General features: G+C 54.3%; 10 protein-coding genes. 3 read left to right on the forward strand and 7 right to left on the reverse strand.

Annotated elements, in window-relative coordinates:
• Positions 1 to 79: 79 nt before the first annotated feature.
• Both rpoC and shiA read left to right on the forward strand, forming a co-directional pair.
• Positions 80 to 4303 (forward strand): DNA-directed RNA polymerase subunit beta', encoded by a 4224-nt coding sequence (gene rpoC, locus H4F65_RS21520; protein WP_010285499.1) that lies wholly within the window; start codon positions 80 to 82, stop codon positions 4301 to 4303.
• A 250-nt stretch (positions 4304 to 4553) separates the two neighbouring features.
• A complete protein-coding gene (gene shiA, locus H4F65_RS21525) occupies positions 4554 to 5951 on the forward strand; it encodes a shikimate transporter (protein ID WP_039320743.1) in 1398 nt (465 codons plus the stop codon).
• A 96-nt stretch (positions 5952 to 6047) separates the two neighbouring features.
• On the opposite strand, the gene H4F65_RS21530 is transcribed toward shiA, so the two are convergent.
• Positions 6048 to 6239, reverse strand: a complete 192-nt coding sequence (locus tag H4F65_RS21530) for a DUF1127 domain-containing protein (RefSeq protein ID WP_010285501.1) — start codon at positions 6237 to 6239, stop codon at positions 6048 to 6050.
• 173 nt (positions 6240 to 6412) lie between these two features.
• On the opposite strand from H4F65_RS21530, the gene H4F65_RS21535 reads away from it, so the two are divergent.
• Positions 6413 to 7849 carry an aminotransferase-like domain-containing protein gene (locus H4F65_RS21535; RefSeq protein ID WP_010285502.1) on the forward strand — a complete coding sequence of 479 codons (1437 nt, stop codon included), beginning with the start codon at positions 6413 to 6415 and terminating at the stop codon, positions 7847 to 7849.
• A 279-nt stretch (positions 7850 to 8128) separates the two neighbouring features.
• Here the strand turns inward: H4F65_RS21535 and thiH are convergent, their stop codons facing one another.
• From thiH to thiC, 6 genes are read right to left on the reverse strand one after another with little or no spacing between them, the layout of a single operon-like run.
• Complete coding sequence (gene thiH, locus H4F65_RS21540; RefSeq protein ID WP_010285505.1) at positions 8129 to 9250, reverse strand: 2-iminoacetate synthase ThiH; 1122 nt, start codon at positions 9248 to 9250, stop codon at positions 8129 to 8131.
• Positions 9250 to 10032: a thiazole synthase gene (locus H4F65_RS21545; protein WP_010285508.1), complete on the reverse strand. Its 783-nt coding sequence runs from the start codon at positions 10030 to 10032 to the stop codon at positions 9250 to 9252. The genes thiH and H4F65_RS21545 overlap by 1 nt, the downstream gene beginning before the upstream one ends.
• 1 nt (position 10033) lies before the next feature.
• Positions 10034 to 10234: a sulfur carrier protein ThiS gene (gene thiS, locus H4F65_RS21550; protein ID WP_010285513.1), complete on the reverse strand. Its 201-nt coding sequence runs from the start codon at positions 10232 to 10234 to the stop codon at positions 10034 to 10036.
• Positions 10231 to 11010, reverse strand: coding sequence for a HesA/MoeB/ThiF family protein (locus H4F65_RS21555; RefSeq protein WP_010285515.1), 780 nt, complete (start codon positions 11008 to 11010; stop codon positions 10231 to 10233). The genes thiS and H4F65_RS21555 overlap by 4 nt, the downstream gene beginning before the upstream one ends.
• A gap of 1 nt (position 11011) precedes the next feature.
• The gene (gene thiE, locus H4F65_RS21560; protein ID WP_010285516.1) at positions 11012 to 11653 is read right to left on the reverse strand and encodes a thiamine phosphate synthase; all 642 of its coding nucleotides are present in this window, start codon (positions 11651 to 11653) and stop codon (positions 11012 to 11014) included.
• Entirely contained in the window at positions 11650 to 13605 is a 1956-nt protein-coding gene (gene thiC, locus H4F65_RS21565; protein WP_010285517.1) for a phosphomethylpyrimidine synthase ThiC, read from the reverse strand. The genes thiE and thiC overlap by 4 nt, the downstream gene beginning before the upstream one ends.
• Positions 13606 to 13687: the final 82 nt, after the last annotated feature.

The raw sequence follows: 13687 nt of genomic DNA on the forward strand, positions 1-13687 counted from the left end.
GTCATAGGGACATCTGAACTGTGTTTTTAACAGCATGGTTCAGGTGTCTATCAGGTCTAACTCCGACAGGAGCCAATCCGTGAAAGACTTATTAAAGTTTCTGAAAGCGCAAACTAAAACCGAAGAGTTTGATGCGATCAAAATTGCTCTGGCCTCGCCAGACATGATCCGTTCGTGGTCTTTTGGTGAAGTTAAAAAGCCAGAAACCATCAACTACCGTACGTTCAAACCTGAGCGTGACGGCCTTTTCTGCGCCCGTATCTTTGGGCCAGTAAAAGATTATGAGTGCTTGTGCGGTAAGTATAAGCGCCTGAAACACCGTGGTGTTATTTGTGAGAAGTGCGGCGTTGAAGTGACCCAGACTAAAGTGCGCCGTGAGCGTATGGGCCACATCGAGCTGGCTTCTCCGACTGCGCACATCTGGTTCCTGAAGTCACTGCCTTCCCGTATCGGTTTGCTGCTGGATATGCCGCTGCGTGATATCGAACGCGTGCTTTATTTTGAATCTTATGTCGTGGTTGAAGGCGGCATGACCAACCTCGAGCGTCGTCAGATCCTGACTGAAGAGCAGTATCTGGATGCGCTGGAAGAGTTTGGTGATGAGTTCGACGCGAAAATGGGTGCCGAAGCGATCCAGGCTCTGTTGAAGAACATGGATCTGGAGCAGGAATGCGAGCAGCTGCGTGAAGAGCTGACCGAAACCAACTCCGAAACCAAACGTAAAAAGCTGACCAAGCGCATTAAGCTGCTGGAAGCGTTCGTACAGTCTGGTAACAAGCCAGAGTGGATGATTCTGACCGTTCTTCCGGTACTGCCGCCAGATCTGCGTCCGCTGGTTCCGTTGGATGGTGGCCGTTTCGCGACTTCCGACCTGAACGATCTGTATCGCCGTGTGATCAACCGTAACAACCGTTTGAAACGTCTGCTTGATCTGGCTGCGCCGGACATCATCGTACGTAACGAAAAACGTATGTTGCAGGAAGCGGTTGATGCCCTGCTGGATAACGGCCGTCGCGGTCGTGCGATCACCGGTTCTAACAAACGTCCTCTGAAATCTTTGGCCGATATGATCAAAGGTAAACAGGGTCGTTTCCGTCAGAACCTGCTCGGTAAGCGTGTTGACTACTCCGGTCGTTCCGTAATCACCGTTGGTCCATACCTGCGTCTGCACCAGTGTGGTCTGCCGAAGAAAATGGCACTGGAACTGTTCAAACCGTTCATCTACGGCAAGCTGGAACTGCGTGGTCTTGCTACCACCATTAAAGCTGCCAAGAAAATGGTTGAGCGTGAAGAAGCCGTCGTATGGGATATCCTGGACGAAGTCATCCGCGAACACCCGGTATTGTTGAACCGTGCACCAACACTGCACCGTTTGGGTATCCAGGCATTTGAACCTGTACTGATCGAAGGTAAAGCCATCCAGCTGCACCCGCTGGTTTGTGCGGCCTATAACGCCGACTTCGACGGTGACCAAATGGCTGTACACGTACCGTTGACGCTGGAAGCCCAGTTGGAAGCGCGTGCGTTGATGATGTCGACTAACAACATCTTGTCCCCTGCGAATGGTGAGCCAATCATCGTTCCTTCTCAGGACGTGGTATTGGGTCTGTACTACATGACGCGTGACTGTGTTAACGCCAAAGGCGAAGGCATGGTGCTCACGGGTCCGAAAGAAGCTGAACGCGTTTACCGCGCTGGTCTGGCCTCTCTGCATGCGCGCGTTAAAGTGCGTATCACGGAAGAGATCAAGAGCATCGACGGCGATGTTACGCATCAGACGTCGATTATTGATACGACGATCGGTCGCGCCATCCTGTGGATGATCGTACCGAAAGGCCTGCCATACTCGATCGTTAACCAGCCTCTGGGCAAAAAAGCGATCTCCAAAATGCTGAACACCTGTTACCGCATTTTGGGTCTGAAACCGACAGTTATCTTCGCTGACCAGACTATGTACACCGGTTTTGCTTACGCGGCGCGCTCTGGTGCTTCCGTAGGTATCGATGACATGGTTATCCCGGAGAAAAAAGCCGAGATTATCGAAGAAGCAGAAACCGAAGTTGCCGAGATTCAGGAGCAGTTCCAGTCTGGTCTGGTTACGGCGGGCGAACGCTATAACAAAGTGATCGATATCTGGGCCGCGGCGAACGAACGTGTTGCGAAAGCGATGATGGAGAACCTGTCCGTTGAGGATGTGGTTAACCGTGATGGCGTGGTTGAGCAGCAGGTCTCTTTCAACAGCATCTTTATGATGGCCGACTCCGGTGCGCGTGGTTCTGCTGCACAGATTCGTCAGCTGGCGGGGATGCGTGGTCTGATGGCGAAACCAGATGGTTCGATCATCGAGACGCCGATTACCGCAAACTTCCGTGAAGGTCTGAACGTACTCCAGTACTTCATCTCGACGCACGGTGCGCGTAAAGGTCTGGCGGATACCGCACTGAAAACAGCGAACTCCGGTTATCTGACTCGTCGTCTGGTTGATGTTGCGCAGGATCTGGTTGTGACCGAAGACGATTGTGGTACCCACGAAGGTATCATGATGACGCCGGTTATCGAGGGTGGTGATGTTAAAGAGCCACTGCGTGAGCGCGTACTGGGTCGTGTAACGGCTGAAGATGTGATCAAACCGGGCACGGCGGACATTCTGGTTCCACGTAACACGCTGCTGAATGAGCAGTGGTGTGACATGTTGGAAGAGAACTCCGTTGACGCCGTTAAAGTACGTTCAGTCGTAAGCTGCGAAACCGACTTTGGCGTGTGCGCCAACTGCTACGGTCGCGACCTGGCTCGTGGTCACATCATCAACAAAGGTGAGGCCATCGGGGTTATCGCGGCACAGTCCATCGGTGAACCAGGTACACAGTTAACCATGCGTACGTTCCACATCGGTGGTGCGGCATCGCGTGCGGCGGCTGAGTCCAGCATTCAGGTGAAAAACAAAGGTAGCCTGAAACTGAGCAATGCTAAGTTCGTCGTGAACAGCAACGGTAAACTGGTTATTACTTCACGTAATACCGAACTGAAACTGATCGACGAATTCGGACGTACGAAAGAAAGCTATAAAGTGCCTTATGGTGCGGTGATGGCGAAAGGTGATGGCTCAGAGGTTACTGGTGGCGAAACCGTAGCAAACTGGGACCCGCACACCATGCCAGTGGTGACCGAAGTGAACGGTTTCATCCGTTTTGCTGATATGATTGACGGTCAGACCATTACACGCCAGACCGACGAACTGACCGGTTTGTCTTCCATCGTGGTTCTGGATAGCGCAGAGCGTACCGGTAGCGGTAAAGATCTGCGTCCGGCACTGAAAATCGTCGATGGCAAAGGTGAAGATGTATTGATCCCAGGTACCGATATGCCTGCTCAATACTTCCTGCCGGGTAAAACAATTGTTCAGTTGGAAGATGGAGTGCAGATTGGTGCCGGTGATACATTGGCGCGTCTTCCTCAGGAATCCAGCGGTACCAAGGATATTACCGGTGGTCTGCCACGTGTAGCCGACCTGTTCGAAGCGCGCCGTCCGAAAGAACCAGCTATTCTGGCGGAAATCAGCGGTATCATTTCCTTCGGTAAAGAAACCAAAGGTAAGCGCCGTCTGGTAATTTCTCCGTTAGATGGCAGCGATGCTTACGAAGAGATGATTCCGAAGTGGCGTCAGCTCAACGTGTTCGAAGGTGAAGTGGTGGAACGTGGTGACGTTGTTTCCGACGGCCCAGAATCTCCGCACGATATCCTGCGTCTGCGTGGCGTACATGCAGTAACGCGTTATATCACCAACGAAGTTCAGGAAGTTTACCGTCTGCAAGGCGTTAAGATTAACGATAAACACATCGAAGTTATCGTTCGTCAGATGTTGCGTAAAGGCACCATCGTTAGCGCGGGTGGTACGGAGTTCCTGGAAGGCGAACAGGCAGAAATGTCTCGCATCAAGATTGCCAACCGTCAGTTGGAAGCGGATGGCAAGATCACGGCAACGTACAGCCGCGATCTGCTGGGTATCACCAAAGCATCTCTGGCGACCGAGTCCTTCATTTCTGCGGCATCGTTCCAGGAAACCACTCGCGTACTGACCGAAGCCGCTGTTGCGGGTAAACGTGATGAACTGCGTGGCCTGAAAGAGAACGTTATCGTAGGTCGTCTGATCCCAGCGGGTACAGGTTATGCGTACCACCAGGATCGTATGCGCCGCCGTCAGGCGGGTGAAGCGCCTATCGTGCCTCAGGTGAGTGCCGATGAAGCTTCTGCTAACCTGGCTGAACTGCTGAACGCAGGCTTTGGTAGCAGCGACGACGAGTAAGTCTCTTTACACTGCATTATCATGCGGTAAATAACAAAACCCCAGCTATCATGGCTGGGGTTTTTTATTGCGCACATCCCTGTGCGCTACCTAAAGGCCGTCGCAAGCGACGTTAAAAATTGATGGAAGGCGTCCTGCCTTCTACCCTACGGGCCAACGCGGTGCGTTGTTAAAAAACGCTCCCGGCGTTTTATATCATCCTGAAATTTTTTGTTGTACAGTAGTGTAAAGTAAATAGAACGGAACCGACATGGACACCTCAACTACGCCAACACTCTCACAGCCTGGCGGCTCATTACCTCAGCAAGATGACTCACTTTCTTCTGATAAAACCTTACAAACACAGTCAGTAAGCCATTCTCAACATCGAGCAAAACGCGCAGCATGGGGCAGTTTTGTGGGGGCCGTTGTCGACTGGTACGATTTTCTACTGTACGGAATTGTTGCCGCCCTTGTATTTAATACCGAATTTTTCCCACAGGTCAGCCCGACAATGGGGACGCTGGCGGCATTTGGTACGTTTGGCGTGGGTTTCCTGTTCCGACCGCTAGGTGGGATGGTGTTCGGCCACTTCGGCGATAAGCTGGGTCGTAAACGAATGTTGATGATCACGGTCTGGATGATGGGCATTTCTACTGCGCTGATTGGCCTGTTGCCGTCGTTTGATTCCATCGGCTGGTGGGCACCGGTGCTGCTGGTTACGCTGCGTGCAATTCAGGGCTTTGCGGTTGGTGGTGAATGGGGTGGGGCGGCGCTGTTGGCGGTAGAGAATGCACCGAAGAAGAAGAAAGCCTTTTATAGTAGCGGCGTACAGGTTGGCTTTGGGGTCGGATTGTTGCTAGCTACTGGGTCGGTATCGGTGGTGAGCAATTTGACGACCAATGAAGAATTTACCACCTGGGGCTGGCGTCTGCCGTTCTTATTCAGCCTGATTCTGGTGGCTATCGCCTGGTGGGTGCGTAACGGGATGGATGAGTCTCAGGAATTTGAGGCGAATAAAACGCTGGGAGAAAGAGCCAATAAGCTGCGTTCTTTCCCTATCATGGAAGCACTGCGCCAGCACCCGAAGGCATTTCTGCTGATTATTGCGCTACGGCTTGGTGAACTGCTGACGATGTATATCGTTACCGCGTTTGCCCTCAATTATTCCACGACTCATCTTGGGCTATCGCGGGATATCTTCCTGAATATCGGGCTGCTGGTGGGGGCGATCAGCTGCGTATCTATTCCTTTCTTTGCCTATCTGGCAGATAGCTTTGGCCGCCGTCGGATCTACGTTACTGGTGCACTGATTGGGGCTGCGAGTGCGGTGCCATTCTTTATGGCGCTGGAAAGCCATAACACACTGCTGATTCTGTTCTTTGCCATCATGCTGGCGAATATTGCTCACGATATGATTGTTAGCGTACAGCAGCCGATGTTTACCGAACTATTTGGCACGGCGTACCGCTATAGCGGGGCGGGTGTGGGTTATCAGGTCGCCAGCGTGGTTGGCGGCGGTTTTACACCGTTTATCGCCGTTCTGCTGGTGCAGTTTATGGATGGTTCATGGCATGCGGTGGCAGCTTACCTTGCCATTGGCTGCTTACTCTCGGCGATTGTCGGGATGCGGATGAAGGCAACATCAGCGGACGCCTTATCTCACTAACCTCTTTACTTCACCCATCTCGCGTGCCGATACAGATGCAGAGTCTGTATCGGCATATTTTTTACTGCTTCTTAGTCTACTGTTTTTGCCGTGGCGTTATCTGAACCGATCAAGATCGCTTCGCTTCAGCCCGATATCTTTAAGCCCGTCATCGCTCATATTCCGTAGTATCTTCAGCGTTTGTGCTCTTGCCCGCCAGGCTTTCCACAAGCGGTACGGCAAAATAAGCATTAGCCAGAACGGTGACTCGCGGAACGGTTTTTGTGATCGATTCTCATGAAATTCCATATTTTCCCCCTCGCCAGTGAATGATCGCTATGATGGGGCGAAAGGCATTTTCAATACAGGCGCAAAAAATTCATTTTTTTAGCATACAGATTGTGTGATATTGCATCTGAATGGTGATTTTTATTTGAATCTGTACTGGTTACTGCTTTGAATCTTGATAGGGAATGATACTGATGACGCGTTATCAACACCTGGCTGGGCTGTTAGAACAGCGGATCGAACAAGGGTTGTATCAAAGTGGGGAGCGCCTGCCTTCTGTGCGAGCGCTGAGTGCAGAACATGGTGTGAGCATCAGTACCGTCCAGCAAGCCTATCATCTGCTGGAAACCCGGCAGTTGATTATGCCGCAGCCGCGTTCGGGATATTTTGTTACGCCGCGTAAGGCAACGCCGCCCGTACCCGCGCTGACGCGTCCTGCTCAACGCCCGGTTGAGATCACGCAGTGGGAATCGGTGCTGGAGTTGGTGAATGTGCGTCTGGAAACCAACGTGTTGAAATTTGGCAGCGGAATGCCGGATGTGAGCCAGCCGACCATCAAACCACTGTGGAAAGAGATGGCTCGCCTCTGCCAGTATCAGGATCCCCGGATCTTACAGTATGACAGCGTATATGGCGTGCCTGCGTTGCGTGAACAGATTGCCCGTCTTACGGTCGACTGCGGCTGCCAGCTGACTCAAGATGATATTGTGATCACGACCGGATGTCAGGAAGCCTTATTTGTTGCGGTCCGCGCCGTTTGCCAACCCGGCGACATCGTGGCCGTTGAATCACCCGCTTTTCCGGGTACGATGCAGATCCTCCGTGGACTAGATATCAAAGCGATCGAGATCCCAACCGATTCGGTAACGGGGATCAGCCTTGAAGCGTTAAGACTGGCGTTGGATCAGTGGCCGATCAAAGCCGTGCTTCTGGTGCCGAGCTGTAACAACCCGCTTGGCTTCATCATGCCTGACGCCCGCAAGAAATCGCTGGTGACGCTGGCGCAGCATTTTGATATCGCGATTATTGAAGATGATGCCTATGGCGAGCTGGCTTATGAATATCCGCGTCCCCGCGCGATAAAATCATTTGATGAAGATGGGCGTGTACTGTTGTGCAGTTCGTTTTCAAAGAATCTGGCACCCGGTTTGCGCGTTGGCTGGATCGCCCCGGGGCGCTATCTGGAACGCGTGATCCATACAAAATACATCAGTACGGGATCGACGGTGGTACAGCCCCAGCTAGCCGTGGCGGAATTTATTCGTAACGGACACTATCAGCCTCATCTACGCCGTATGCGTGCTCAGTACAAGGCTAATCTGGATACGTTTACCTGCTGGGTTCGTGAGTATTTTCCGTCCAATATTTGTGTGAGTCGCCCGCAAGGTGGCTTTCTGATGTGGATTGAACTGCCTGAATATTTTGATTCGCTCAAGCTCAGCCGTGAGGTCAGAAAAGCGGGCATACAGATAGCTGCGGGTTCGCTCTTCTCCGCCTCGGGAAAATACCGTAATTGTCTTCGGCTCAATTATGCCAATCGCTTCACGGAAGAGATGAGGGAAGGGCTGCGCATCGTGGGGAGTGAAATCGCGAAGATGATGCACACGTTTCCTGACCAGAACGTAACCTGATTATTGTAAAGGAAGGGCCGATACGGGTAAGGATAAGCCCCGTATCGGCGGGTTGATGTGCAGAGCCGATAAGTAGCAAACGGCTCTGGCCAACAAGCTCCGTAATCATGCTCAGGCTTGCCAACGACGCTACTGTATTACTCAGCGAATGCCGTGACGATAGGCCGAATGTCATGTTGCGCGGCGCTATCCTGAGAATGTTGCCTTCCGTGTAATTCTCATTTCGGCTTGCGAGTCGCGTCCCAAATCAGGCGTATCGCTGTCTTATCTGTTCAGTAACTATCTGCCCAAATAACCGTCCCAGTCTTTCCACACGGGTTGGAGACCTGCGCGTATGATGGCCTGCGCCACGTCTTCAGGGCGCCGCGAGTCATGCGGTGAAAACTGTTCCAGTTCCGGATGGTCGTCGGCGTAGCCACCTGGCTGGGTTTTAGAAAATGCGCTGACGTTGTTAATCGCGATAGGAATGGCATGATCGCGGAAGAAAGGCGACTCACGCGTGGAAAGCGACAGTTCAATATCCGGCGACAGCAATCGGAATGCGCAAATCACCTGCATGAGCTGCGCTTCATCCATAATCGACGCCGGTTCAATGCCGCCCGCACAGGGGCGCAGGCGCGGGAACGAGATAGAATACCGGCTCTGCCAATAGCTCTGCTGTAAGTGCAGCAGGTGTTCCGCCACCATGTAGCAGTCGGTGCGCCAGCTATTGGACAGGCCGATTAAGGCACCCAGCCCGATCTTGTCGATCCCCGCACGACCCAATCGATCCGGTGTGGCGAGTCGCCAGTGGAAATCCTGCTTTTGTCCTTTTAGATGGTGCAACTGGTAGGTCGCCGGATGATAGGTTTCCTGATAGACCATCACGCCATCCAGACCCAGTGCTTTTAATTCGGCGTACTCGTCCTGCGACAAGGGCTGAACTTCAATCATCAGCGAACTAAAGAGCGGTCGGATCAGCGGAAAGACGCGACGAAAATAATCCATGCCTACTTTACGCTGGTGCTCGCCGGTCACGAGCAACAGGTGTTCAAACCCCAGTTCCTTGATAGCGGCGCATTCACGCAGGATCTCCGCTTCATCCAGCGTTTTTCGCTTGATGTGGTTACTCATCGAAAAGCCGCAGTAGGTACAGTCGTTGGAGCACAGATTGGACAGATACAGCGGGACATAGAAGCTTACCGTATTGCCGAAACGCTGTCGGGTAAGCTGCTGTGCCCGCTGAGCTAGCGGTTCCAGATAGGCACTGGCGGCAGGTGAAATGAGCGCCATAAAATCGTCACGCGTCAGGTGTGGGACAGCAAGCGCTCGTTCAACATCACGTGCGGTTTTTCCGTTGATGCGCAGCGTCAGGTCATCCCAGTCGAGCTGTTCCCAGACGGTTTGGAAATCGACGTTCATTACTTTGTCCCTTCTGTTTGCCGATGAAGAAAACCGGTGAGCGGGCTGGTGGCGCTGGCGACAAACTGCTTACTTCCCAGCCCGGCCTGACAAGCAAGCCCTCCGGCATCGACTGCCAGCCGAAATGCGTGTGCCATCGCTACGGGATCGCGAGCAACGGCGATGGCCGTGTTGACCAGAACGGCATCGGCTCCCATTTCCAGCGCATCAGCCGCATGGCTGGGGGCGCCAATACCCGCATCGACAATCACTGGAACGCGCGCCTGTTCGATGATGATGCGGAGAAAGTCACGCGTTTGCAGTCCCTGATTGGAGCCAATCGGTGCGCCCAGCGGCATCACCGCCGCGCAGCCGACTTCTTCCAGCCGTTTGCATAGTACCGGGTCGGCACCGCAGTAGGGCAGTACCGTGAATCCCTCTTTTACCAGCTGTTCGGCGGCCTTCAGGGTTTCGATAGGGTCGGGCAGCAGGTATTTCACATCGGGATGAATTTCCAGTTTCAGCCAGCGAGTGCCCAGCGCTTCACGTGCCAGCCGGGCCGCAAAAATGGCTTCGTCTGCGGTTTTGGCACCTGACGTATTCGGCAGCAGCTTAATGCCGAGCTGGCGTAGCGGGGCAAGAATGGCATCGTTGCCGCCGTTCAGGTCAACGCGTTTCATCGCCATGGTCACCAACTGAGAGCCGGAAGCTTCAAGCGCTGCCAGCATCAGTTCTGGCGTAGAGAATTTCCCGGTGCCAGTCAGCAGCCGTGAAGTGAATGTCGTATCGGCAATGTGCAGCATGTCATCCTCCCGCGATGGCCTGAAAAAGCAAAATATCATCACCGTCCTGCACCTGATGCTGCGACCAGGTGGCGTGCGGGATAATGGTCTGGTTGATGGCTAACGCTGTGCCAGGCTGGAGCCGATTGATCTGGCTCAGCAGCGCCTCAACCGTGATGGCCTCTGGAAATTCAAAAGGCTCATCATTCAGCGTGATTCTCATACTGCTCCCCCGCATACCGGGCAATGGGGTGCGCGCGTGAGCTGGAGTGTGTTCCAACTTTGCTGTTTGCCATTGAACATTCTCAGCTTGCCGTCCAACGCGGATGGCATACCGGCTAGCAGCTTGATCGCTTCCAGTGCCTGAAGTGTGCCAATCACGCCGACCACCGGGCCCAGCACGCCTGCGGTACGGCAGTTGCGCTGTGGCTCCGCCGTATCGGGATACAGGCAGGCGTAGCAGCCAGCGTGATAAGGCGGCCTGAAGACGGCGAGCTGACCACTGAAGCCGACGGCGCTCCCACTGATGAGCGGTTTGCCTGTGCTAAAACAGGCGGCGTTAACCGCATGGCGAGTGGTCATGTTATCGCTGCAATCCAACACCAGATCGACGCGGCTAACGGCGCGGTGTAACGCGTCACCGCTGAGCCTCTCGGTAATCGCAATCGCTTCTGAGTTCGGGTTTAACGCCTGTAGCTGACGCTGGGCCAGCACGGCTTTGGGCTTGTCGGTATCGCTGGTGCGATACAGAATCTGGCGTTGCAGGTTGCTGATATGCAGTGAGTCATCGTCGGCAAGCAGCAGCGTGCCAATCCCTGCGGCTGCCAGATAGAGCGAGGCGGGAGCCCCCAGTCCACCCAGCCCCACCAGCAGAACGCGGGCGGCTTTGAGCTTCTCCTGACCGTCCGGGCCAATATCTTCCAGCATCAGCTGACGGCTGTAGCGCATGAACTCGCTATCGCTCAGTCCGGCAGACGTTGTATGGGGATTCGTTACCATGTCATGCCTCCCGTCCTTCAATCATCCTGAGCAGCGTCGCGGTTGCCTGCCGCCAGTCTGGTGCCTGCGTAATGGCGCTGACGACGGCAATACTGCCTACGCCCGTTTTCAGCACCGCAGGTACTCTGTCGATGCTGATGCCGCCAATCGCAACGGTAGGAAATCGACCTTGTAGATCGGTGATGTGGCGCGTCAGTTCGACGACCCCCTGCGGCGCTGATGGCATGTCTTTGGTTTGGGTTGGGAAAATATGCCCCAGCGCGATGTAGGACGGGCTGATTGCCACCGCACGCGCCAGCTCACGATCGTCGTGCGTGGAGACGCCTAAGCGCAGGCCAGCTTGTTTAATCGCGGCCAGATCGGCGGTGTCCAGATCTTCCTGACCCAGATGTACGCCGTATGCCTGATGTTTGACGGCCAATCTCCAGTAGTCATTGATGAAAAGCTGCGCCTGATAGCGGCGACCCAAAGCGATCGCTTGGATCACCTCGGCTTCGGCTTGTTCATCTGACCGATCTTTGATTCTCAGTTGGATCGTTTTCACCCCGACGCCGAGTAATCGTTCGATCCATTCCACGCTATCGACGACGGGATAAAGCCCCAGCCGCTGCGGCGTTGGGGCAAAGGGCGTCGAATCCGTCATTTGCTCTCCTCGGTTTGCAGGCTGGTGGCGCTGTGATAAAGCTCGCTGCCGCGAGAACGGAATTCTTGCGACATCTGCGCCATACCAACTTCAATCGGTTTGGCTTCCGCTTCCTGTTTCGCGGCGTAGTCGCGCACTTCCTGTGAGATTTTCATCGAGCAGAATTTAGGACCGCACATAGAGCAGAAGTGGGCGACTTTACCGGATTCCTGCGGCAAGGTTTCATCGTGGTAGGCGCGGGCTGTTTGGGGATCGAGCGCCAGATTGAACTGGTCTTCCCAGCGGAATTCGAAGCGCGCTTTTGACATGGCGTTATCACGGATCTGCGCGCCGGGATGGCCTTTCGCCAGATCGGCTGCGTGAGCGGCGATCTTGTAGGTAATCAGCCCCTGTTTGACGTCTTCTTTGTTCGGCAAGCCGAGATGCTCTTTCGGCGTCACGTAGCAGAGCATCGCACAGCCGAACCAGCCGATCATGGCGGCACCGATGCCGGAGGTGAAATGATCGTAGCCCGGTGCGATATCGGTAGTTAGCGGGCCGAGCGTATAGAACGGTGCTTCGTGGCAGTGCTCCAGCTCTTCGGTCATGTTGCGGCGGATCATCTGCATCGGAACGTGCCCGGGGCCTTCGATCATTACCTGAACGTCGTATTCCCAGGCGATTTTGGTCAGCTCGCCCAGCGTATGCAGCTCGGCAAACTGGGCTTCGTCGTTGGCGTCCTGGATGGAACCGGGGCGTAAGCCGTCACCCAGCGACAGCGCGACGTCATAAGCGGCACAAATTTCACAGATTTCGCGGAAGTGTTCGAACAGGAAACTCTCTTTGTGATGCGACAGACACCACTTCGCCATAATGGAACCGCCGCGTGAGACGATGCCAGTCAGGCGTTTGGCCGTCATCGGCACGTAGCGCAGCAGGACACCTGCGTGGATCGTAAAATAGTCCACCCCTTGCTCGGCCTGCTCCAGCAGCGTATCGCGGAACATTTCCCAGTTCAGGTTTTCCGCTACGCCATTCACTTTCTCCAGCGCCTGATAAATCGGTACCGTCCCGATTGGCACGGGGCTGTTACGCAGAATCCACTCGCGGGTTTCGTGAATATAGCGACCAGTGGAGAGATCCATCACCGTATCCGCGCCCCAGCGGGTAGACCAGACCAGCTTTTCCACTTCTTCTTCGATGGAGGAGGTCACGGCGGAGTTGCCGATATTGGCGTTAACCTTCACCAGAAAATTGCGACCGATGATCATCGGCTCTGATTCTGGATGGTTGATGTTGGAAGGGATAATAGCGCGACCGGCGGCTACTTCCTGACGGACAAATTCCGGCGTGATGTTCTCCGGCAGGAGAGCTCCGAAACTTTGCCCCGGATGCTGCTGGCGCAGCACCTCACCGCGAATGCGTTCGCGTCCCATATTTTCGCGAATGGCGATAAATTCCATTTCGGGGGTAATGATCCCCTGTCGCGCATAGTGGAGCTGGGTAACGCGTTTGCCTGCTTTGGCACGTAAAGGTCGTGGCAAGTGCTCGAAGCGCAAATGATCCAGACCGGCATCCGCCAACCGCTGTTGGGTGAAATCGGAGCTGACGCCGGATAGCGACTCGGTGTCGTAACGTTCTGCAATCCAACTGGCGCGCAGTTTCTCTAGCCCAACGCGGACATCGGGTTGCGCAGCAGGATCGCCATAAGGCCCTGACGTATCGTAAACCGGGATTGGTTCATTGGGCTCGTATTGAGGATTGTTTTTACTGCCGCCGAGTAACGTCGGGCTAAGCTGAATCTCCCGCATTGGCACGTGGATGTCGTCACGCGAACCCGCAAGGTAAATGCGTTTGGAGTTGGGAAAGGCGGTTCCCTGTAAGGTTTCAATAAACTGCTGGGCGGCGGCGCGCTGTTCACGGCGCCCCGATTTTGACGACACTGTTTTTATAGACAAGGGTTCTGTAGACATAGCAAGTTCCTGTAAGACGTAAAGGGAAGATTGCTTGTCTGGAGCCGGAGGGAGTAATAATGATATTGAGCGTCAGAGCAGG

Origin of the sequence: Pectobacterium brasiliense (assembly GCF_016950255.1) — a bacterium.
Taxonomy (GTDB): Bacteria; Pseudomonadota; Gammaproteobacteria; order Enterobacterales; family Enterobacteriaceae; genus Pectobacterium; species Pectobacterium brasiliense.